The following is a 21,121-nucleotide window of genomic DNA, read 5'->3' on the forward strand; positions in this document are numbered from 1 at the left end:
AATATTTCTTATTTCCAAGTTACAATGTCCTCTAGTGGTCTTCTAGACTTAGGGAATTCAGGATCTGCTTTTCTGTATCCGAATGCAGCCATAAAAGAAATTCCATATTTATCTGTATCCACCCCGAATTTATCTCTTAATAAAGCTTCCGTATCCTCTATATGGAAACCTTCAATAGGACAAGAATCTATTCCTGTAAGTGCGGCAGCAGTCATCATATTACCTAGAGCAATGTAAGTCTGTTTTGATGACCAATCGAATAACTTTTTATCTGAATCTAAGGTAAAATCACGCTCCTGAAACTCTCTGTAAAATTTAGAGTACATTTCTACAACATCTTCCGGCATTTGTTTTACCTCTTTCATCATATGTTCAATATATGGCGCATCATGCTTTACCATAGGAGCTTTCATTGCCAAACCTAAAATGAAGTGACTAGCAGTATCTAATTTTACCGGAGCACCCCAAGCCACTGGCTTTAATAGCTCACGTAATTCCTTATCCTGAACAACGATAAAATGCCAAGGTTCAAAACCAAATGAACTTGGAGATAGATTTGCTGTTTTTAAGATGAAATTGATTTGCTCATCGGTTAATGTTTTTGATGCATCAAATTCTTTGGTAGCGTGTCTGTAGTTAAACGCGTTTAAAATATCCTCCTTTGCAATGTTTGGTGTATTCATTATATCTTTTTTTATATGTTGTTTAATTTTAAGGCAAAGATATGTAGGGTATAAAGCTATTTAATGGTACAAAAAAAGGAGAAGTAGGTACAAAAAAAGGTTAATTAGAGGTTTATTCTTAAAATATTCATAAAACAACCTAAAAAAAAGCATTTAAAGCATTAAAACGTACATTAAGTTAATGTTAAACCTTTATTAATACAAGTTTTTTTAATTAAGCAATCCACCTAAAGGTTAAATTTATTCTAGATAGAATATGTTTTTTTGTTTTAGGTATTTTATGTTTCCAATTTTCTTGTGTAGCGCCTTGCATTAACAAAAGACTACCATTTGCTAATGGAATATCTACACGTTTTAAATCTGTTCTTGATATGTGTTTTAACTGAAAAGGTCTGGTTGCACCAAAAGTAACTGAACCTATAACCGTATTTTTTCGTTGTTCTCCTTTGTAGTCTTGATGCCAGTCTACGCTATCTTTTCCGTCACGGTAATAATTAAGTAAACAGCGTGTAAATTTGATATCCACCTCTTTCTCTATACGTTCTTTAATGAAAAGTAAATCGTTATTCCACAAATGCATTTTACTTTTTGTATTCGTGTATTTAATGTCTTTGTCAACATCTCCATACCAAGCTGTTAATCTAGGATAATCTACCAATTTACCGTGAATGCTAATTTGTTCTTGCTGCCAAGGCGTATTATGAAGTAGACTTTTATACAGCTTGTTACTCTCTTCAATGCTGAAGAAATTTTCGAACAACGTAATATCCGCTCCTGGTAAATCAAAAGTAGTTTTACGGACTTCTTTAGTTGAAAATAAATTGGTTTGATTAAATAAATCCATTTAATTTTTAAAACAATATAATTATACCTTTAGCAAAGGTACTCACTTTATTATCTATTTATAAGTAATTACACAGGATAGCATTGTATAAATAAAGGTTAATATTTATACAATTTTCAAAATATATTCTATTTTAGTGCATTTAAAGCTTAATTATCTCAAAAATGCAAGTACTAGAAGCACATAAACCTTTTGAAATACAAGAAATAGAATTAACAGACTGGAAACAGCGACCTGTTAAAAATAATTTTTTTGAGTTGGTTTTAATAAAAAATGGTAAAGGAACCCAGTGTATAAACTACAACGACTATGAATATGAAAAAGGTAGTATATTTTTGTTACCACCTTTAAAATGCCATTCTTTTAATATAAAAGAGTCTACTAATTTTGTGTTTTTAAAATTTACAGATTCGTTTTTTAAAAATGTAAATAAAATGACTATAGATAGAAATGAATGGTTTAAAGAAGCATCATACATACTATCTAATTACAACCAATTGCCAGGAGATATTATTAAAAATGAAGTAGACCGCAATTATTTAGAAAATTTAATAGATATGATATTGCAAGAGTCTAGAAGTTATGGTGAAGACTCGGTTAGCTTAATAACTAGTTTTATGACTAGTATTTTAGAAATATTAATACGCAATATTAAAAACAGTACTTATTTTGAAACTCCTAACAATAATTCTGATAATAGAATTACAAAAATGCTTGCATATATAAATGAAAACATTGACAAGACGGAATTGTTAAAAGTTGAAAATTTGGCAGATGTTTTTATGATGTCACCAACCTATGTTAGTGAATATTTTAAAAAACAAGTAAAAATGTCACTAAGAGAATATATTATAAAAGGAAAGCTAAAGTTAGTAGAGATACGCTTATTAAACTCTGATTTTACACTTACAGAAATTGCTGATGAATTAGGGTTTACAGATGTTAGTCACTTATCTAAAACATTTAAACGCTACGCAGGTACTTCTATTAAAGAGTTTAAAAATAACGGAGAATATATGTTATTAAAACGAGGTTCTTGTGCACCATCTATTAGAGCTTAAAAAAGTATTTAATATTAAGATTTTTTTAATGTGTCAGTTTTATAAATTGGCATTTTTTTTGTTGTTAACTACTTACATATTAAGTATTTGATTTTTTGTTTAATTTAAAATTTTTGTAATTATGAGCAATTTAATTAATGTTCCTAAAAACGGAGGTTTAACAAGCACAAATTCACCTATTAACTTTCCTAGCTGGTCTAGAGTAATAGACGATATGTTTAATTTAGATTTACCTACTGTATTTACATCTAACTTTAATACAGGTATAACTTTGCCTAAGGTAAATATTAAGGAAACACCAGAGTCATTTTTAGTTTATATGGCTGCTCCTGGGTTAGATAAATCTAATTTTCAGGTAGAAATAGATAACCAATCTTTAACTATTTCTGCAGAAATTAAAGAGGAAGAAGAAACTAACAACCAACACTATACGCGTAGAGAGTTTGGATACTCATCTTTTAAAAGAACTTTTACACTACCAGAAACTGTTAATGACGCTAGTATAGATGCAAAGTATACAAATGGTATTTTGCATATTACCTTACCAAAAAAAGAAGAGGCAAAGCAAAAGCCTGCTAGAACAATAAATATATCTTAATTAATAATAACAGGGAGCTAACAATTAGCTTCCTGTTATTTTATAATGTCTAATTAATTTTTACACTATGAAAAAGTATTTAGCTCTAGCCCTACTAATTTGCTTAAACGTTAGTTGTAATGGGCAAAATAACAAAGAAGAAACAACGCCAAAAACGGCAGAAAAAGTTCCGCCAGGTGACTGGAAAGTGAATAAACAGTATGATGATAAGGGAAATTTAATACAGTATGATAGTATTTACTCTTGGTCATCTAGTAACACATACAACAACTTATCTGATCTAGAAAAAGACAGCTTGTTACACAGTTACAAGTCAAAGTTTTTCTCTAGTTTACACTCCTTTCCAACACCACAAGATATAGACTCTATATTTATGGATAGTTTTTTTAATGATGATTTTTTCTCTAGTGATTTTGGAGAAGATTTTATGCAGTTAGATAAAATTAGAAATAGAATGCTACAGCAACAGCAGCAATTTTTAAAAAAATATTCTTCTAAAGTTGAACCTAAAGAAAGTGAAAAAACTAAATTATAAATAAAACCCAAAACATAATTTATGTTTTGGGTTTTAAGTTAATAGAGAAAATTGTTATTTAGATATTACAATTTTTTGCTTTGTAGACTCACCATTTGCTTTGGCTAATTCTAGTACATAAATACCTTTTTCTAAAGAAGAAACATTTAGTGTACCATCTGCAACATCTTTTCTTAAAACAATTAGTCCTTGCAAATTATAAACCTTAGCCTGTACATAGTCTTTACTACTAATATTTACAACGTCTTTAGCAGGAATAGGAAATACTGCTAGCTCTTGCTTTTCTTCTTCATTAGAAGTTAAAGCTCTAGCAGAATTATTAGAAATCTCTGTATTAACAAAGTTACTAGCATTAACAGGTTTGTATACTCTAATCCAATTTACAAGTAAATTATTATTTTCAAAATTCTCTAACTCTTTATCTGTAGCAGATCTGTTAGCCTCTGCTTGCCAACTTTGGTCTTCTACATTAATAATAATATCCATTTCTTTTGTAAATCTTCTCTGGTTATTTAAATAATTAAATGGATCTATAACACTAATATTAGACTTGTTTTTTGCATCATTTAAACTAGTAGCAATATTCATTTTTTGGTATCCATTTTCTCTAACTAACTGTCCGTTAACACCAGTACTTGTTACACCAGCTGGGTATGTATATTGCCAAGTACCATCTGCTAATCTGGTTTGTACTGCAGTATCATCTAAAACACGTACCATTTGCCCGTCTACAAAATACTCTAATCTTTTAGGAGAAACCCAGTTAACACCTATTCTTACAACTCTTCCTCCCCATTGGTTAACTCCATTTTTTTGCCACCAACTATTAAAATCTGCAGGTTGGTAATCTTTAAAGTTTGGAGGCCTAATAAATACATGATGACTAAGGTGTATTTTATTTGCAAAGAAACCATTTCTATTGTCGTCTCCTGGCCCTCCATAACATTCTATAATGTCTATTTCCTGTGTGTCATCTGGGCTAAGTAGCCAAATATCCGAAGCTAATGAAGAGTTCATTACTTTTATACTAGCTTCTACAAATACAGGGAATTTTACACGCGTTTTGTTAGTTATACAACCAGCTCTTGTTTCTGGTCTAGAAATTAAATTTCCGCTAGAGCCAACAAAAGACTTGGTTGCTCCAGGGATTCTAGATGCCCAAATATTTAAATGACCTCCAGAAACAGCTACGTGGTTTTGCATCCATTTTGTTGGTCCTGGACCTTCAAAATTATTGGGAGCACCACTTGGTAAATTATGGTATTTATTATACCATTTTTTATTATTTCCTGGGCCAAAATCGGTAACATTGGTAGAAGGTAAAAATTGGTAGTTAAAATCGTCACTGGCTTGTACTTGTAATTGCCACGTTTTTCCTGATCCGGCATTTGCGGGTATAGGTATGTTATCCCAATCGTACTGAGCATTAACAAATAGCAATTGTAGAAACATAATAATTGATAGTAGGCTAATCTTTTTCATAAAAAATGTAGTTTAAATATTGATTAAATTATTTTCTTCAAAAAAATTCATATCCTGGGGAAACAGACTAAAATTATTTAATACGAAACTACTATTTAACAAGAAAAATATGATAAATATACACTAGACAAATACTCAACAGGCATATAAATAACCTATTAAAACTTATGCATTTTACCGGTAAAATAACTATATTGTTGATAAAGGTAACAGAAAATAAAATTACAAATCTATCTTATAAAATATTTTTTGTAAGAAAAAACTTTTATACACACTTACTTTGTCTATGTAATTTAGTCCTAAAAATAAAAAAGGTTGCCTATAGGAACATAGGACAACCTTTGTAAAAAAGCGGGGAACGCTTTATATTGTATATTTACTATTAGCCTTTAATGGTAAGTTCACCATTTTCATCGACCTTAAACTCAACTTCATAAAAATTAGTTACTATATTACGTCCTTCAATGGTTTCATTGTTAGGTTCTGTTACGTGTATTTCAAAATCTGAAGATATTTTATTTGTCTTAGTGTCTACTTCAACGTAGTATTCTCTAACTTGATAGTTGTCTATTTCCATTTCTTCTTCAATAAGTACAACACCTTTATTTACATTAGAAAAAATAGCATCTACATCTAGATCACTAATTTTAAGTTTACCTTGTGCATTTTTGATATGAAATTTTTTCTGAAAGGCATCATTCAAAAGCTTTTCATCTTCTAAAGTAGCTTCAGCATAATTTGTTTTTGTGGTATAACGTCTGCTAAATAATTTACCATCTTTTAAATACTTAATGGTAATGCTACCTAAATCTGAGTTTAAATCTTCTTTAGAATAAAACTCTAACCTATAAACTTCTAAATCGGCTCCAAAACTAGTCATTGCTAATTGTTTGGCTGCTTGTAAGCCTTCTAGTGTAGAAATTCTGATTGTGCCTTTATCGCTACCACAGGAAGTTATTAGCAACATAACAAGTATAAACGTAATTTTTAAAGTATTTTTCATTTTTATGTTTGATTGTTTTACACTCCAAAACTAGCCAAACAGTTACTGAGTCTTATATTAGAATATAAAAATGTTGCTATCTAATATATATTTAATTGTAATTGATATATTTTCGTTTTAAAATTACTTTAAGGAACTTCTAAGATATAAGTACTAAGGTTAGCCCAAACAATGAGCCTATAATTAAGCCTGTAACAACCTCTTTTGGTGTGTGCCTTTTTAATACAAGTCTAGACCACATTACTAAAAATGTAAATAATATAAGAACAACACCTAAACGCCTATTTACAAATATAATAGCAAGTGCTAAATATATGTTTATAGCCACGTGCATAGATATTTTTATAAGAAAATTAATTCCGAAAGAAGCTAAAAGCATAAGCGTAGCTATAGAAAAGCTAGTGCAAATGTAAACAGGCTGGTTTGTATAAAATAAAAAGAAAAGAACCAAAACCATTAGTGGTAAAGCAAATATATACAACGATCTACGCTCCCTTTTGTTAGACACATCTAAGTCTGTATATTTTCCTCTTCTTTTTCCTATATAGACCCAAGCAATTAAAACTAGAAAAAAAATGCCATAAATAAGAGATAAGGTATGGGAAAAGACTGTTTCCTTATCATTAAGATTAAAAATTAAAATTAAAAAAGGAAATAGCAACAACGGGTGTCCTAATACAGATATAAATTGAGCTATTTTAATTTTCATTTAAACCATTTATTATCACAAATATAGTTTTATTTGTAGAAATAGTTAATTAATTAGTACAAGTGTTTACTTTGTTTTAAATGACATTACAATACAAAGACATAGAGCAACAGTTTATTGGTTATGTAAATACCCCAACACTATGGGTAAGCAACAGCGTGTATGGTTTAAAACAGTTTGAATTAGAAAAAAATGATACTCCAAAATTTACTGATAAGATACCAACAAATTTAAGATTAGGAAAAAGGATAGAACGCTATGTTAGCACAGATTTTAAGCAATCTAAAGACATTACTATTTTAGCAGAAAACCTACAAATACAAAACAATAAGCTTACTATTGGTGAAATAGACTGTATTTTAATAAAAAACAAAATAGCCTATCATATAGAAATAATTTATAAATTTTACCTGTTTGATGATACGGTTGGTAGTACTGAGTTAGATTATTGGATTGGACCAAACAGAAATGATTCTCTAATTAAAAAGTTAGATAAACTTAAAGATAAGCAACTACCACTACTCTACAACACCCATACAACCCCAATAATTAAAAAGCTAAATTTAAGTTTAAATAAAATTAAACAACGTGTATTTTTTAAAGCACAACTATTTACACCTTACAAAAGAAGTGTAAAATTTAAGCAGTTAAATAAGAACTGTGTAAAAGGTTTTTATGTTAAGCATGCACAATTAGAGCAATTTAATAAGTGTAAGTTTTATATACCTAACAAAACTAATTGGCTGCAAGAAGTAAAAACACAAGTAAACTGGCTAACATATAATACATTTACTGCAGAGGTTAACACCTTAATTACTGCCAAAAAGTCTCCATTATGCTGGATAAAATTTCCTAACGGAGAATTAGAAAAGTTTTTTGTTGTTTGGTGGTAAAAAATAACAAAAAATTATGATTTTATCTCGTTGTTATGCTTTAGTTTTGCGCACTTAATTATCAAGAATCTCAAAAAAAAGAGATAGCAACCTGCAATAACGAGCAAGGTGCTAAAAAAGGATAAGCCAATACTTTGGAAAAAATGTTAATTTAACTCCTTATTATTTGTCTTTTTCTTATTGTGATTCTGCAAAACAATAAAAATGACTGCAATAAAAAATAGTACACCAAAGCTTATAGCATTATTACCCTTATTTGTATTTGTATTTACATTTTTAGGCGTAGGTATTTATCAGAACGACTTTTATGCATTACCAGCGCCTATAGCTGTTATTGCAGGTATTATAGCCGCTTTTTTATTATTTAAACAAACTATTAATGCTAAAATTAATACACTTTTAGAAGGCTGTGGAGATAGTAAAATACTAACTATGTGCCTTATATATTTGTTGGCTGGTGCATTTGCAACAATTACCAAAGAAACAGGTAGTGTAGACGCTATTGTGAGTTTAGGGTTAGATATAATTCCTATACAATACATTTATTTTGGAGTGTTTATTATTGCTGCCTTTTTATCTATATCTACAGGTACATCTGTAGGTGCCATTGTAGCTTTAACACCAATTGTTATAGGGTTTGCAGATAAAGGTGGTGCATCTTTAGCCGTGCTTTGTGGTGCACTTTTAGGTGGTGCTATGTTTGGAGATAACCTTTCTGTAATATCAGATACAACTATTGCAGCAACACAATCTTTAGGAGTTAAAATGAGCGATAAATTTAAACAAAATATAAAAATTGCATTACCAGCAGCTTTAATTACAATTGTTGTATTAATTTTTAAAGGAGCAGATTTAAATGCGCATAGTTTAGAAAATACAACCTATAATTATAACCTACTAAAAATAGTACCTTATGTATTTGTAATTGCACTATCTGTTATTGGTGTAAACGTTTTTGTTACCTTATTACTTGGTGTAATTTTAGCTGCAATAATTGGTATATTTTACGGTGACTTTACGCTAATTGAATCTACTAAGTATGCATATGCAGGATTTACGAGTATGACAGAGATTTTTTTGTTATCCTTATTGTCTGGTGGCTTAGCTGCTTTGGTTGCTAAAAATGGAGGGATAGACTATATTCTAAATAAAATAAAAACACTTATAAAGAGTAAAAAATCTGCACAATTTGGAATTGCCACACTAGTAAGTACGGTTAATATGGCTATTGCAAATAACACCGTTTCCATAATTATTTCTGGTACTATTGCCAAAACTATAAACGATGAGTATAAGTTAGACAATAAAAATACGGCTTCAATATTAGATATTTTTGCCTGTATTACACAAGGTTTGCTACCTTATGGAGCACAAGTATTAATGATTTTAAGCTTTTCTGAAGGAAAACTAACATATACAGACTTAATAAGTAATACCTGGTATTTACTTCTGTTATTTATCTATACCATAATATACATTAGTTTAAATCCGTTTAAATTGAAGAAATCTGACATAAAATAATACACAACACTCTTAAAATTTATCTAAAAAACTATCTTCGCGGCCATGTGGATGTATTTAGGCCTTTTATCGGCTTTATTTTTAGGATTGCACAATTTGTGCAAAAAACATGCTGTACAAGGCAATGAGGTTTTTCCTGTACTTTTAGGTACTATAACTGCTGGTTTTTTACTGTTACTACCTTTTTATTTAGGATCTAAATTTTATCCTGAGTTTACTAAAGAAATTGGTTTTTACATCACAGATATTCCTTGGCAAAACCACGCATTAATTGTTATAAAATCTATGCTAATGGCTGGCTCTTGGGTATTGGCTTACCAAGCCTTAAAACATTTGCCCATTACTATTGTTACTCCAATACGTTCCGCCGGACCTTTTTTTACTTTTATTGGCGCAATTTTTATTTATCATGAACGACCAAATTATTGGCAATGGATTGGCTTTTTCTTAATCATATTTTCTGTTTTTTTATACTCTAGAATTGGAAAACAAGAAGGTATCAATTTTAAAAAGAACAAATGGATATTTGCTATAATAGGTGCTACCTTTTTAGGCTCATCTAGCGGTTTATATGATAAATTTTTAATACAACACGTAAATTTAAATCCGCAAACACTACAGTTTTGGTTTTGCTGGTATACTATTTTAATATTATTAGTTATACTAGCCATAACTTGGTTTCCAAAGGCAGACAAAAGAAAAGCGTTTAAATGGCGTTGGTCTATACCCGCTGTTGGTATTTTATTGCAAACTGCAGATTATTTTTACTTTAAAGCACTACAAGATCCAGATGCATTAATAATGCTTTTATCTGCCATAAAAAGGAGTCAAATTTTAATAGCCGTATTATTAGGCGGAATTTTGTTTAAAGAAAAAAACAAACGAAAAAAGCTTATTCCGCTTGCTGGTATACTTTTAGGTGTTGCTTTAATATTATATTCTAACTAAATAAAAAACAAATAATTAATACTCTTCTTTTAAAGTTTTAATATCAGCAATAAGTTGTTGTATAGCAGTTTTGTTTAATCCGTTATAAATACCTCTAATATGCTGGTTTTTATCAATTAAAACAAAATTTTCTGTGTGTAAAAAATCATCATCTGTTTTTAGTTCTCCTAAGTCTTCCTCTATAAAATAGGCATTTCTACCTAAGTTATAAATTTCACTTCTACTACCAGTAACTAAATGCCATTTGTTAGGCGTAACACCTTTAGTTTTTGCATATTCGTTTAAAACTTCTACTGTGTCTGTCTCCGGAGTTACCGTATGTGATAACAACAAAACATCATCATCTGTTTTAAAAGCTTCTTGTAATACAGACATATTACTTGTCATTTTAGGACAAATACCAGAACAACTAGTAAAGAAAAAATCTGCTACATAAATTTTATTTTTAAAAGTATTACGTGTTATTACTTCTCCGTTTTGGTTTATTAAACTAAAATTGGGTATTCTATGCATTTCCATAGCTTCTTTACTATCTGTAGCCAACCATTTTGGAGTAAAACTAGATTCACCGTAATAAGGTAAAGCACTCTCTTTTTCACTGTTAGATTTATTATTGCATCCAAACAATGTAAAAACAAGTAAAAATGCTGTAAACAAGCTATTTAACCTGTACAATTTCATCTTCCAATTGAAAACAAAGATTTGCTCTTTTAAGTCCAAAAATTCTACCGTTTTTTGCTTCATAATTATTGTATATTTTTCCGTTTTTACGCCATGCTCTTTGCAAGCCTTCTTCCTTTCCGTTTACAATATTCATCTCCTTAAATTTTGCTCCTGTTTTGTACCACTGCTTTTGTATACCGTTTACAATTCCGTTTTCAAAAACAGATCTAGACCTTAGTTTACCATTGCTCCACCAAGACTTAGCCACGCCCTCTTTTTTTCCGTTTTTGTAATATGCTTGGTAACTAAGATCACCCGTATAAAACCATTTTTGGTAATTGCCATCTTTTTTTCCATTTTTATAGCTAATACTTTCAGACTTGCCACCATTTTTATAAAAACTAATAGCTAAGCCAGTAAAAGGCTTGTTTTTATAATACACAAGCCCTTGATTATTTTTTACTTCTAAGTTCTTTTTTGATACAGCAGTAACCGTTGTACAACTAGTTACAAACAGTAAAGCAACAACTAACAACAACTTATAAAATAGTAGCTGGCGTACCTTGGTAATCTCCTGGGAATAGAATGTAAAATTGGTTAAGATATAACTCATTTTGTATGTGATAATGATATTCTTCTTCAGTTGAGTGTTGTGTTATACTTGTATGCCCGCCAGAAGCATCTAAATCTGTAGGATAAGTGCCTGTAGCATTACATTTTCTACCATATAAGAAAAAACCATCGGCCATAATACCAATTAAATTTTCATCATCATTAGACCATGCTTTGGTTTCTAAATGGTAATGGTAACTTTGCGGACCTGTATGTGCTGCTGTATAATCTAAAGAGCCTACTGCATCATCTAAAGGTACATTTGGTCCTTCTTCATCATTATAAATCATTGCACCACTTACAGCTATACCAATAGCTCCTAAACCAGTAGAAGTACTTGTAGATGCCTTAGTTGGTGTTTGGGGAACAGTCAAAGAATATGATCCATTAAAATCATCAATATTACCTGGAGCCATTTTTTCGAAACTAGTTACCGTAGGCTCTACAAATAAAGGATGATTACTATCTGCTGCTTCTGTAGTTAACGTATTACCCATTGGGTCTACAGCAGAACGTTCTGTAGTATTAGACCAATACGGAGACGTATGGTTTGGCATTCCGTTAGTTTCTATTTCTACTTCTGTACCATTTAATAAAATTGTTACATTCTCAGAATCAAACTCTGCAAAAGCTGCGTGTAATTCAGCACTTGTATCATCATTATTTATAGCATCCTCATCAGAATTACTATCATTACTGCAGGCAATAAATGCTACAGTAACAATGGTTGCTATACTAAATAATGGTATATATTTTAATTTAGAAATTTTCATAAGTTTTATTTAGATGGTTTCTCTTTCTTTTCTGGCTTAGGCATTTTTTCTATTTCTTCTTTAGTTAAAAACCCATCCTCATTGGCATCAATTTTCTTAAAATCTTTTTTTAAAGGTCCTTTTACCTCTTCTTTAGTAAGTTTACCATCTTCATTAGCGTCCATCTGTTTAAAAATCTCTTCTAACGTAGGTCTTTTACGTTGTTCTCCTTTTGGTGGTTGTGCTTTTAATCCCATTGCACCAAATGCTACTAACGCTACTACTAAAACTCCTTTTTTTACTGTTGTATTTTTCATCTTTTTATTTTTAAAATTCTACTATTTTAGATTTCAAAGATGAGCATAAGATTAATGCAGATGTTTGGTTTTAAGTGAATGCAGCTAAGCTTTCTGTAAAACTGTTTTTACATTCTGCCAAATCTATTTTACACTGGGTAAATAGGCTGTTTTTTAAACATACATTGATTTTTATTTTCATTTATTTGTAGTATGAATACAACAATTAGATTTATTTCTCAATCCATTTTATGGTTTGCTTTGTGGTTTGTTTTATGGTCACAACAAGCTTGGGCTACAAATTTTATAGAGCAAAACTTATTTTCTTTTTTAGGACAAATAGTATTAATAGCATTATTAATTTTTTATACTGCTCCAAAGTTTTTATTCCCTAAAAAACATTTACAATTTGTTATAATATCTGTAATAGCTCTGGGTATTTTTATAGCTCTAATGTCTGTGTTACTCCCTCCAGAACGTCCTTTGCCTTTACCAAGAATACCACAGGCTGCAGAATTACCTAATATAAATAGGGAAAACATACCAAGGCCACCGTCTAGGCAGTTTACACAAATATTACTTTTATTTATTGCATATATTTTAGCTACTGTAATAGAGTTTATTGTGTATACTAAAAAAAAGGAAGAAGAAATAATTATTAGTAAAAATGAAAATTTAGAAACAGAATTAAAACTTTTAAAGTCACAAATAAATCCGCATTTTTTGTTTAATGCTTTAAATAACATTTATGCGTTATCTGCTATAGATACTGCTAAAACCCAAGAAAGTATAAGTTATTTATCTACAATGCTAAGGTATGTTTTATATGAGTGCGAGAGACCTTTTGTACTCCTCTCTAAAGAGATTGAATATATAGAGAACTACATAAAACTTTTTACCTTAAAAAGCAGTAAAAAATACCCTATAAACACTACATTTAACGTAAAAGATAGTAGTATACAAATTGCCCCAATGTTACTTATACCATTTGTAGAAAATGCCATTAAACATAGTAATATAGAACAATTTAATGCTACATTTATTACTATTAAATTAACGGCAGACAATGGTAACATTAATTTTAAAGTAGAAAATAGCATAGCCACTAAAGATATTTTAAAAGATGATGTAGGAGGTATAGGCTTAGATAATGTAAAAAAGAGACTAGAAATACTTTACCCTAATAAACATACATTAACTATTTCTAAAACTGATGGTATTTTTAAAGTTGAATTAAATTTACAGCAAAATGTATAAATGTATTATTATTGATGATGAAGAACTAGCTAGAGGCTTATTAACTAGCTATATTAGTAAATTAGATTACATAGAGCTTGTTGCTGATTACGAAAACCCTATTGACGCTATACAAACACTAAAAGCAAATACAATTGACCTTATTTTTTTAGACATACAAATGCCTAATTTAAAAGGAACAGATTTTGCTAAAATGATACCCGCTACTACTAAAATAATTTTTACAACTGCTTATTCTGAGTATGCTTTGCAAGGCTATGAGTTAAACGCTCTAGATTATTTATTAAAACCTATAACTTTTGAACGTTTTTTACAAGCTGTAAATAAACTTGAAACAACAGAAAGCCCTAATAAGTATACTAATAATACTACTATAACTATTAAATCTGGTTATGACTTGCATAAAATACAATTACAGCACATTACGCATATAGAAAGTGATAGTGAGTACGTTAATTTTTATTTAGAAGATGGTAAAAAGATAATGAGTCACCAGACATTAAAATCTTTAGAAAAAACCTTAGATCCAAATTTATTTATGCGTGTACACAGGTCTTTTATTGTAAACAAAAGTAAAGTTACAAGTCTTAAAGGCAGAGATTTACTATTATCTAGTATAAACATACCAGTGAGTGACAGTTATTATGACAAAGTAAAGAAAGAGCTATTTTAGCTAAAAGCAAAAGCCCAGTTATACAAACATTAACTAGGCTTTTAATTTACAAATCTAACAGATTAATTAAAACTCTCGTTTTCCAAATTCACTATCAATAAATTTAGATTTATTTTTAGTTGCATTAAATGTATATGATAAATTTAATGACACCATATCTACCTCATGCCTGTAATTTGTTGTAGTATAAAATTTACCAGGTCTAGACGTTGTAATACGTTGCTCATTAGTGTTTAATAAGCCCATATCTATATTTTGCCATTGTAACGTGGCTGTTAATTTATTATCTAAAAACGATTTTCTAAGCGTAAGATTTGGAGAATAAAACCTAGAGTCTTCTCCCATTGCAGTATTTCTATCAGATAAATAATTAAAAGAGAACTGTGCACTTGCATTTTGCCAAAAATTGTAAGTAGAGTTAAGATTTACAGAGTATATAGTAGCCTTACTATTTATACCGTAAGTACGTGCAACACCATCTCTGTGGTTAAAGTTTAAAACACCATTAATTTTATAACTATAAACATTTGCTCCAATAAAATTTGTCCAGTTTTTAGTTGGTTTTATTGTAGCTCCAATTTCTAAACCATAAGAGTTGCTTTTACCTACATTAGAATACACACGGTTTATAATAGTATCTATTACAGCTCCATTTTCTTGGTATGCAAGCACATTAACTCTATTTATTACATTTTCTACACCTCTGTAATAGGCTGTAGCAAAAAAAGAATTTCCTTGCTTCAACTTTTTTGTTATTCCTACTTCTACTAAATCTATAAACTCTGGCTCTAATTTATTGTCTCCTTGTTCAAAAACTTCAGAGTGTTCTCTTTCTGCAAAACTATTCATTTTAAAAGTTGTTGTACGCTCTACCCTTTTACTATAAGCTGTTTTTAGTTTTGTTTTATCATTAATTTTAAATTGTAAAGATGCAGACGGAAAAAGCTTTACAAAATCATACTTATAACTATTAGGAGAAATTTCACTTTTTAAAGATTCTTCATATTCTCTATCCATAGACTCTATACGTAAACCTGCTGCATAATCCCATTTTTTATCAGCTCCTGTTAATTGTGCATAGCCAGAGTGTATAGTTCTATTTAAACTAACATCACTAGAAAACTCTGGTACCAAAACACCATCTCTTTGGTATACAAATTCACCTGTATGGTCTAAATTTCTGTATTGATAACCTGTTTCAACTGTTCCAAATGTAAAAGGTTTAAAAGTATAATCTAAATTAAAACGTGTACCATATAACGGGTTATCATTAGTATTATATTCTTGCTGGTAAACAATATTATTGTCTGGATAACCAAGGTTGTCATTCTCCGTTGGTCCTCCTAAAAATGTATATTCATACAAAATAGATGCCGCTAGTTTAGACTCATTAGTAAACTTATGTTCATAATCAAAACTACCCAATGCAAAATCACCTTTTCTTGTTCTAAGGTTATGGTTGTAATATGTAAAAGTATACAACCTAGAGTCACTTTCTATTGGTGCTATTGCGTGGTTGTCATAATAAACAATATCTGCCAGTCTATCTTTGGTATGTTTTCCTGCAAAAAAACCAACCGAATAACTATTATTTTTGTTAGGTGTGTAATCTACATTAAATCTTCCGTTATAACTTACTTCATCAAAACTACGCTCACCATCAGAAGGTAAAAAAGTTATTTTATTTTCAGCTTCATTAACAATGTACATATCTCCTTCTCTCCTACCGGTTTTATCATTACGTTGGTAACTAGCGCCTAAAGAAAAATTCCATTTGTCTGTTCGCTTGTTTAAGGTAGCATCTATTCCGTAACGTTGTGCTGCTTCTTTTGTATTGTATTCTTCTATAGACGGAAAACCACCACGTACATTAAGCTGTGCATAGGTACCATTTATAGCTCCTTTTTTAGTTATAATATTTAAAATTCCGCCTTTACCCTCAGGGTCGTATTTAGAAGACGGAGCAGTAATAAGTTCTACAGACTCTAACGCATTTGCAGGTAATTGAGCCAAAATAGCACTAGCATCTCCTTGTGTTGGTTTACCGTTTACAAGTACCGAAAAACCTTGGCTACCTCTAACACTTATTTCTCCTTGACCATTTAAAGTTACAGATGGTAAGTTTTTTACAACATCTACTGCAGAACCACCTTCACTATTTTGGTATTTTTTAGTATCAAAAACCTGACGGTCTATTTTATGTACAACCGCTAAACGCTCTGCTTGCACTACAACTTCGTTTAATTGGTTACCTAAAGTCAATTGTATAGCTCCCAAACTCAGTTTTTCTCCTTTTTTAGATAGCAATACAGGGCTAATAGTTTTAGTTGTATACCCTAAAAAAGACGCTTCTAAATAATATCTACCAGCTTTTATGTTTGGTATTTTAAAAGAACCATCTAACTCTGTTATAACACCAGTAACTAAAACAGAATCTTGTTTTTTGTACAATGCAACTGTAGCATATTCTAGGGCTTGGTTGGTGCTTGCATCTATTACTTTACCGGTTATTTGAGCCATAAGGTTTTGCCCAATAAAACAGAAAAACATCAGTAAAAAAAGTGTTTTCATTTTCATAATACTATTATTTTTATTGAAAGCTAAAGTAGTAGTTGTTTTAGCGTAAGAATGGTGTTATTAACAAAATAATGGTCTAATTTATGTGTTAGCAGCTTTTTTAAATTGCAAAGGTGTTTGCAACACATAACGTTTAAAATATTTTGTAAAGTGTGATGTATCTTTAAACTCTAAATCATAAGCTATATCACTTACAGATTTGTTTGTAAATAGCAGCTGCCTTTTTATTTCTTTTATAATATGCTCTGCTATTACATCTGATGCTGTTTTACCAAAAACCTTATTGCACATTGCATTTAAGTTCTGAGAAGTAGTATGCAATTGGGTGGCGTAAAAAGCTACATTATTTTTTAATTGAGTAGATAGTAAATCTAAAAAACCAGAACTCAAACTTGTGTAATCTGTAACAAAATTTGTATTTGTGTAGCCAACCAACTTAGCTAAAATAGACTTTAAGCCACCTACTACAACTTATTGGTTAACAATATCTTGCTTCATTTCTAAACTTATCGCTTTAAACAAGTACTCTAAAGAGCTGTTTACCTCTTTAATTTTAAGTTTAGAACTGTTTTTAAGTTTGTGCAACTGTGTATTTATAAATTTATCTAGCGTTTTTTCTAAAAATAATTCTTTAATAATTATAACGTAACCTTAGGGTTCAGTATCTATTTCCCAATTATGAACCTGGTCTTTTTTTATTAAAAAAAATACGGGAGGTTCTATTTTATAACTTTTAAAATCTATGTGATGGTAGCCAGTACCTTGGGTAAAATAAACAATCTCTAAATACTTGTTGTGCTTATGTGGTTTTGTATACCTTTTGGTACTATCAAAAGGTTCTATTTTTAAATCTAACCCAGATGAAATTTTATTATATGTTTTTATTGAGTTTTGCAAGTTTTTAGATTAGTTGATTAAGGTAAATGTAAAAAATAGGCATTGAAAATTGAGAAAATAAACCTTTAAAATATGTTAAAACCACGAAAAGGATTTCGCTAAATACTAAGTTTAGAGCACAAATACAGTACTTTAAAAACAATACCAAATCTATTACACTAAAAATAAAAAAGGAGCCTTACGAGGCTCCTTTATATTTAGTAATATATTTTTTTAAGCACATTATTTTAAACCACGTGCTTTTAACATAGGTTCTATTTTAGGATCACTACCTCTCCAGTTCTTATACATAGCCTCTAAATCTACAGTATTGCCTCTAGATAGTACCATATCTCTAAAACGTTGCCCATTTTCACGAGTTAAACCACCATTGTTTTCAAACCAATTGTATGCATCATGGTGTAACATCTCTGTCCATAAGTAAGAGTAATATCCGGCAGCATAACCACTTCCAAAAATATGAGCAAAATAAGTAGATCTGTAACGTGGTGGCACAGCACTTACTAAATCTAGTTTTGTATTGTGTAGCGCATCTTTTTCAAAAGCACTGGCACTAGATATTGTAAAATCTGGACTAATAGTATGCCATTTCATATCTAAATTAGAAGCTGCTAAATTCTCTGTTAAGCTATAACCTTGATTAAATGTACCTGCTTTTTTAATCTTATCTATTAAAGCTTGTGGTATTTGCTCTCCTGTTTTGTAATGTAGTGCGTAGTTTTTTAAAACATCTGGATATAAAGCCCAATTTTCGTTAAACTGAGAAGGGAACTCTACAAAATCTCTAGCAACCGCAGTACCAGATAAAGAAGGGTACTCTTGGTTTGCAAAAAAGCCGTGTAATGCGTGTCCAAATTCATGAAACATAGTACTAACTTCATCATAAGTTAGTAAGGCTTCATCACCTTCTGCTGGTTTTGGGTAATTACACACATTGTATATTACTGGTTTATTATTGTATAAGTGAGACTGTGTTACAAAATTACTCATCCACGCACCACCCCTTTTACTTGGTCTGGCAAAATAATCTGCGTAAAATAAGCCCAGCTGGTCTCCATTTTCTTCAAATAGCTCATACACCATAACATCTTTATGGTAAGTAGGAATGTCTTTTCGTTCTTTAAATGTTATACCATACAATTTTTCTGCTGCATAAAAAACACCTTTTTCCAAAACTGTTTTAATCTCAAAATAAGGTTTAATAGCACTTTCGTCTAAATCGTATTTTTCTTTTTTTACCATTTCTGCATAACGGTTCCAGTCCCAAGCTGCCAAAGTAAAATCTTCACCATTTTTGGCAATCATTTTTTGTATTTCTTCTGCTTCATTTTTTGCTTTAGTAGTAGCTGCAGGTATTAAACCATTAAACATCGTAAATACATTTTCTGGTTTTTCTGCCATAGTACCTTGTAAACTCCACTCAGCATAATTTTTAAAGCCTAATAAAGCTCCTTTTTTAGCTCTTAGTTCTGCTATCTTAGTAATAATGTCTTTAGTATCATTTTTAGTACCATCTGCTCTGTTAAAAGCAGCCATAAATATTTTTTCTCTAGTAGCTCTGTTTTCTAAACTTTGCAATAACGGTTGTTGCGTAGTATTTAGTAGCGGAATTTTCCATCCCTCTCCGTCTTTATTCTCTAAAGATTTTAATTGAGATTCTGTTAAACCTGCTAAATCTTCTTTATTCATAAAAACTAAAGCTCCATCATTATTAGCTGCTAATAGTGTTTTATTAAACGCAGTGGTTAATGTAGCTAATTTAGTATTGTACGTTTTTAGTTTTTCTTTATCAGCTGCGCTTAAGTTTGCACCTGCTTTTTCAAACGCTTCAAAATAAGTTTCTAATAATTTATAAGATTCTGGATCTAGAACCAAGCTATCTCTTTTAACATATAATTCTTTTACACGCTTAAATAATTTGTCATTTAAGTAAATACCATCTTGCAACTCAGAGAATTTAGGTGCCATTTCTTCTTGTACCGCTTGCAAATCGTCATTAGTATGTGCGCTTGTAAGGCCATAAAAAATATTTTGTACACTTTGCAATAGTGTTCCACTCTTTTCTAATTCTAAAATAGTATTATCAAAAGTAGCAGCTTCTGTATTGTTTACTATTTTCTCTACAGCAGCTTTTTGCGCAGCAATACCTTGCTTTAAAGCAGGCTTAAAATGTTCGTTTTTAATTAGCGTAAAGTCTGGTGCTCCGTAAGGTAGTTTACTTGCCACTAATAATGGGTTTTCTGTTGTGTTCATAGTGTTTTTGGTAGTTGTTTCTGTATTTGTTTTACCATCTTTACAAGCGGCAAACAAAATAGTAACAAGGGCTACAGTATATATTTTTTTCATTAATAATAGTTTTTTTTAATTGGATATAAAGATACTTTTGTTCCTGTCTCTAACCTCTTAAAATTGTCTTAATATTTATAGAACTTAAAACAGTAGAGCAGTTCTGTTTTTCTTTCTATTTTTGCAATTACAACATCTTTTTTTATGCCTAATAGCCAACATATTCATTATAAAATGTACAAACCATATGGTGTACTTAGTCAGTTGGCTAGTAATGACAATAATCAAGTTAAAAAAAAGTTTTTATCTGAATTTTATAATTTTCCACAAGGTATAATGCCCATTGGTCGTTTGGATGAAAAATCTGAAGGACTACTACTTTTAACTACAGATGGCAAATTAAGTGATACAATTAACAGAGCAGGTATAGAAAAAGAATACTACGCACAGTTAGATGGCATAATAACTAATGAAGCTTTACATAAATTAGAAAAAGGAGTATTAATAGGGTTAAATGGTACTACTTACACAACAAAAACTTGTATTGTAAAACACATAGAAACTCCAAAAAATATACCAGAACCAAGCACTAAAATTAGGTTAGGCAGACACAGACCTAATAGCTGGATTAGTATTTGCATAACCGAAGGTAAATTTAGACAAGTACGTAAAATGACTGCTGCCGTTGGTTTCCCTACCCTACGTTTGGTGCGTGTACGCATACACAATATTACTTTAGACAACCTTACACTAGGTGCTGTAACACACATTAACATATAAGGCTCTTAATTAACGTTTTTGTTAAGATGATATTAAATATCGTTAAAAAAA

22 protein-coding genes and 1 riboswitch are annotated in these 21,121 nt (G+C 30.3%); of the genes, 9 read left to right on the top strand and 13 right to left on the bottom strand.

Annotated elements, in window-relative coordinates; all coding sequences use genetic code 11:
• Nucleotides 1–8 precede the first annotated feature (8 nt).
• Both JM80_RS12560 and JM80_RS12565 read right to left on the bottom strand, forming a co-directional pair.
• Nucleotides 9–683 carry an NAD(P)H-dependent oxidoreductase gene (locus JM80_RS12560; protein ID WP_034643676.1) on the bottom strand — a complete coding sequence of 225 codons (675 nt, stop codon included), beginning with the start codon at nucleotides 681–683 and terminating at the stop codon, nucleotides 9–11.
• 214 nt (nucleotides 684–897) lie between these two features.
• Nucleotides 898–1,527 (bottom strand): alpha-ketoglutarate-dependent dioxygenase AlkB, encoded by a 630-nt coding sequence (locus tag JM80_RS12565; protein ID WP_144710380.1) that lies wholly within the window; start codon nucleotides 1,525–1,527, stop codon nucleotides 898–900.
• Between the two features lie 164 nt (nucleotides 1,528–1,691).
• Here JM80_RS12565 and JM80_RS12570 point away from each other — a divergent pair, with 164 nt between their 5' ends.
• The 3 genes from JM80_RS12570 (at nucleotide 1,692) to JM80_RS12580 (ending at nucleotide 3,721) form a co-directional block, all read left to right on the top strand.
• A complete protein-coding gene (locus tag JM80_RS12570; RefSeq protein ID WP_144710382.1) occupies nucleotides 1,692–2,588 on the top strand; it encodes an AraC family transcriptional regulator in 897 nt (298 codons plus the stop codon).
• Between the two features lie 121 nt (nucleotides 2,589–2,709).
• Complete coding sequence (locus JM80_RS12575; protein WP_075695566.1) at nucleotides 2,710–3,186, top strand: Hsp20/alpha crystallin family protein; 477 nt, start codon at nucleotides 2,710–2,712, stop codon at nucleotides 3,184–3,186.
• Nucleotides 3,187–3,253: 67 nt separating this feature from the next.
• The gene (locus tag JM80_RS12580; RefSeq protein WP_013622421.1) at nucleotides 3,254–3,721 is read left to right on the top strand and encodes a hypothetical protein; all 468 of its coding nucleotides are present in this window, start codon (nucleotides 3,254–3,256) and stop codon (nucleotides 3,719–3,721) included.
• Nucleotides 3,722–3,775: 54 nt separating this feature from the next.
• On the opposite strand, the gene JM80_RS12585 is transcribed toward JM80_RS12580, so the two are convergent.
• The 3 genes from JM80_RS12585 to JM80_RS12595 all read right to left on the bottom strand — a co-directional run bounded on the left by JM80_RS12585 (nucleotide 3,776) and on the right by JM80_RS12595 (nucleotide 6,915).
• A complete protein-coding gene (locus tag JM80_RS12585; RefSeq protein WP_144710384.1) occupies nucleotides 3,776–5,203 on the bottom strand; it encodes a T9SS type A sorting domain-containing protein in 1,428 nt (475 codons plus the stop codon).
• A 382-nt stretch (nucleotides 5,204–5,585) separates the two neighbouring features.
• Entirely contained in the window at nucleotides 5,586–6,206 is a 621-nt protein-coding gene (locus JM80_RS12590; RefSeq protein ID WP_144710386.1) for a hypothetical protein, read from the bottom strand.
• Nucleotides 6,207–6,345: 139 nt separating this feature from the next.
• On the bottom strand, nucleotides 6,346–6,915 hold the full coding sequence (locus tag JM80_RS12595; protein WP_051456028.1) for a phosphatase PAP2 family protein: 570 nt from the start codon (nucleotides 6,913–6,915) through the stop codon (nucleotides 6,346–6,348).
• 80 nt (nucleotides 6,916–6,995) lie between these two features.
• On the opposite strand from JM80_RS12595, the gene JM80_RS12600 reads away from it, so the two are divergent.
• The 3 genes from JM80_RS12600 to JM80_RS12610 all read left to right on the top strand — a co-directional run bounded on the left by JM80_RS12600 (nucleotide 6,996) and on the right by JM80_RS12610 (nucleotide 10,277).
• A complete protein-coding gene (locus tag JM80_RS12600) occupies nucleotides 6,996–7,808 on the top strand; it encodes a DUF1853 family protein (RefSeq protein WP_144710388.1) in 813 nt (270 codons plus the stop codon).
• A 53-nt stretch (nucleotides 7,809–7,861) separates the two neighbouring features.
• A riboswitch (SAM-I-IV-variant riboswitch) is annotated at nucleotides 7,862–7,962 on the top strand.
• A 50-nt stretch (nucleotides 7,963–8,012) separates the two neighbouring features.
• The gene (locus JM80_RS12605; RefSeq protein ID WP_038506727.1) at nucleotides 8,013–9,329 is read left to right on the top strand and encodes a Na+/H+ antiporter NhaC family protein; all 1,317 of its coding nucleotides are present in this window, start codon (nucleotides 8,013–8,015) and stop codon (nucleotides 9,327–9,329) included.
• A 45-nt stretch (nucleotides 9,330–9,374) separates the two neighbouring features.
• Nucleotides 9,375–10,277, top strand: coding sequence for a DMT family transporter (locus tag JM80_RS12610; RefSeq protein ID WP_144710390.1), 903 nt, complete (start codon nucleotides 9,375–9,377; stop codon nucleotides 10,275–10,277).
• A 15-nt stretch (nucleotides 10,278–10,292) separates the two neighbouring features.
• On the opposite strand, the gene JM80_RS12615 is transcribed toward JM80_RS12610, so the two are convergent.
• The 4 genes from JM80_RS12615 to JM80_RS12630 are packed head-to-tail and all read right to left on the bottom strand — an operon-like array spanning nucleotide 10,293 to nucleotide 12,621.
• Nucleotides 10,293–10,958: an SCO family protein gene (locus JM80_RS12615; protein ID WP_144710392.1), complete on the bottom strand. Its 666-nt coding sequence runs from the start codon at nucleotides 10,956–10,958 to the stop codon at nucleotides 10,293–10,295.
• Nucleotides 10,936–11,553, bottom strand: a complete 618-nt coding sequence (locus JM80_RS12620) for a toxin-antitoxin system YwqK family antitoxin (protein ID WP_144710393.1) — start codon at nucleotides 11,551–11,553, stop codon at nucleotides 10,936–10,938. Before JM80_RS12620 ends, JM80_RS12615 begins: the two co-directional genes overlap by 23 nt.
• On the bottom strand, nucleotides 11,480–12,325 hold the full coding sequence (locus JM80_RS12625) for a YHYH protein (RefSeq protein WP_144710395.1): 846 nt from the start codon (nucleotides 12,323–12,325) through the stop codon (nucleotides 11,480–11,482). Before JM80_RS12625 ends, JM80_RS12620 begins: the two co-directional genes overlap by 74 nt.
• Before the next feature lie 5 nt (nucleotides 12,326–12,330).
• Nucleotides 12,331–12,621, bottom strand: a complete 291-nt coding sequence (locus tag JM80_RS12630; RefSeq protein ID WP_013622411.1) for a hypothetical protein — start codon at nucleotides 12,619–12,621, stop codon at nucleotides 12,331–12,333.
• A 192-nt stretch (nucleotides 12,622–12,813) separates the two neighbouring features.
• Between JM80_RS12630 and JM80_RS12635 the strand changes: the two genes are divergently transcribed.
• Together JM80_RS12635 and JM80_RS12640 are read left to right on the top strand one after the other, a co-directional pair.
• Complete coding sequence (locus tag JM80_RS12635) at nucleotides 12,814–13,857, top strand: sensor histidine kinase (RefSeq protein ID WP_144710397.1); 1,044 nt, start codon at nucleotides 12,814–12,816, stop codon at nucleotides 13,855–13,857.
• Entirely contained in the window at nucleotides 13,850–14,530 is a 681-nt protein-coding gene (locus tag JM80_RS12640; RefSeq protein ID WP_075695560.1) for a LytTR family DNA-binding domain-containing protein, read from the top strand. Before JM80_RS12635 ends, JM80_RS12640 begins: the two co-directional genes overlap by 8 nt.
• A 66-nt stretch (nucleotides 14,531–14,596) precedes the next feature.
• Here the strand turns inward: JM80_RS12640 and JM80_RS12645 are convergent, their stop codons facing one another.
• The 4 genes from JM80_RS12645 to JM80_RS12655 all read right to left on the bottom strand — a co-directional run bounded on the left by JM80_RS12645 (nucleotide 14,597) and on the right by JM80_RS12655 (nucleotide 20,350).
• Nucleotides 14,597–17,050, bottom strand: coding sequence for an outer membrane beta-barrel protein (locus JM80_RS12645; protein ID WP_255436785.1), 2,454 nt, complete (start codon nucleotides 17,048–17,050; stop codon nucleotides 14,597–14,599).
• Nucleotides 17,051–17,188: 138 nt separating this feature from the next.
• Nucleotides 17,189–17,497 carry an AraC family transcriptional regulator gene (locus tag JM80_RS16600; RefSeq protein ID WP_255436786.1) on the bottom strand — a complete coding sequence of 103 codons (309 nt, stop codon included), beginning with the start codon at nucleotides 17,495–17,497 and terminating at the stop codon, nucleotides 17,189–17,191.
• Nucleotides 17,498–17,758: 261 nt separating this feature from the next.
• Nucleotides 17,759–18,004 carry an AraC family ligand binding domain-containing protein gene (locus JM80_RS16605; RefSeq protein WP_255436787.1) on the bottom strand — a complete coding sequence of 82 codons (246 nt, stop codon included), beginning with the start codon at nucleotides 18,002–18,004 and terminating at the stop codon, nucleotides 17,759–17,761.
• A gap of 222 nt (nucleotides 18,005–18,226) precedes the next feature.
• Nucleotides 18,227–20,350 (bottom strand): M3 family metallopeptidase, encoded by a 2,124-nt coding sequence (locus tag JM80_RS12655; protein WP_144710401.1) that lies wholly within the window; start codon nucleotides 20,348–20,350, stop codon nucleotides 18,227–18,229.
• A 144-nt stretch (nucleotides 20,351–20,494) separates the two neighbouring features.
• Here JM80_RS12655 and JM80_RS12660 point away from each other — a divergent pair, with 144 nt between their 5' ends.
• Nucleotides 20,495–21,070, top strand: coding sequence for a pseudouridine synthase (locus tag JM80_RS12660; protein ID WP_144710403.1), 576 nt, complete (start codon nucleotides 20,495–20,497; stop codon nucleotides 21,068–21,070).
• Nucleotides 21,071–21,121: the final 51 nt, after the last annotated feature.

It is taken from the genome of Cellulophaga sp. RHA_52 (assembly GCF_007827205.1).
Lineage (GTDB): Bacteria > Bacteroidota > Bacteroidia > Flavobacteriales > Flavobacteriaceae > Cellulophaga > Cellulophaga lytica.

Bases quoted from the DNA above. Each gene is read 5' to 3' on its own strand.
- JM80_RS12610 (WP_144710390.1), top strand. From the start codon at position 9,375: ATGTGGATGTATTTAGGCCTTTTATCGGCTTTATTTTTAGGATTGCAC.
- JM80_RS12565 (WP_144710380.1), bottom strand. From the start codon at position 1,527: ATGGATTTATTTAATCAAACCAATTTATTTTCAACTAAAGAAGTCCGT.
- JM80_RS12630 (WP_013622411.1), bottom strand. From the start codon at position 12,621: ATGAAAAATACAACAGTAAAAAAAGGAGTTTTAGTAGTAGCGTTAGTA.
- JM80_RS12570 (WP_144710382.1), top strand. From the start codon at position 1,692: ATGCAAGTACTAGAAGCACATAAACCTTTTGAAATACAAGAAATAGAA.
- JM80_RS12575 (WP_075695566.1), top strand. From the start codon at position 2,710: ATGAGCAATTTAATTAATGTTCCTAAAAACGGAGGTTTAACAAGCACA.
- JM80_RS12660 (WP_144710403.1), top strand. From the start codon at position 20,495: ATGCCTAATAGCCAACATATTCATTATAAAATGTACAAACCATATGGT.
- JM80_RS12580 (WP_013622421.1), top strand. From the start codon at position 3,254: ATGAAAAAGTATTTAGCTCTAGCCCTACTAATTTGCTTAAACGTTAGT.
- JM80_RS12590 (WP_144710386.1), bottom strand. From the start codon at position 6,206: ATGAAAAATACTTTAAAAATTACGTTTATACTTGTTATGTTGCTAATA.
- JM80_RS12600 (WP_144710388.1), top strand. From the start codon at position 6,996: ATGACATTACAATACAAAGACATAGAGCAACAGTTTATTGGTTATGTA.
- JM80_RS12640 (WP_075695560.1), top strand. From the start codon at position 13,850: ATGTATAAATGTATTATTATTGATGATGAAGAACTAGCTAGAGGCTTA.
- JM80_RS12655 (WP_144710401.1), bottom strand. From the start codon at position 20,350: ATGAAAAAAATATATACTGTAGCCCTTGTTACTATTTTGTTTGCCGCT.
- JM80_RS12625 (WP_144710395.1), bottom strand. From the start codon at position 12,325: ATGAAAATTTCTAAATTAAAATATATACCATTATTTAGTATAGCAACC.
- JM80_RS12645 (WP_255436785.1), bottom strand. From the start codon at position 17,050: ATGGCTCAAATAACCGGTAAAGTAATAGATGCAAGCACCAACCAAGCC.
- JM80_RS12615 (WP_144710392.1), bottom strand. From the start codon at position 10,958: ATGAAATTGTACAGGTTAAATAGCTTGTTTACAGCATTTTTACTTGTT.
- JM80_RS12620 (WP_144710393.1), bottom strand. From the start codon at position 11,553: ATGAGTTATATCTTAACCAATTTTACATTCTATTCCCAGGAGATTACC.
- JM80_RS12560 (WP_034643676.1), bottom strand. From the start codon at position 683: ATGAATACACCAAACATTGCAAAGGAGGATATTTTAAACGCGTTTAAC.
- JM80_RS12605 (WP_038506727.1), top strand. From the start codon at position 8,013: ATGACTGCAATAAAAAATAGTACACCAAAGCTTATAGCATTATTACCC.
- JM80_RS12585 (WP_144710384.1), bottom strand. From the start codon at position 5,203: ATGAAAAAGATTAGCCTACTATCAATTATTATGTTTCTACAATTGCTA.
- JM80_RS12635 (WP_144710397.1), top strand. From the start codon at position 12,814: ATGAATACAACAATTAGATTTATTTCTCAATCCATTTTATGGTTTGCT.
- JM80_RS12595 (WP_051456028.1), bottom strand. From the start codon at position 6,915: ATGAAAATTAAAATAGCTCAATTTATATCTGTATTAGGACACCCGTTG.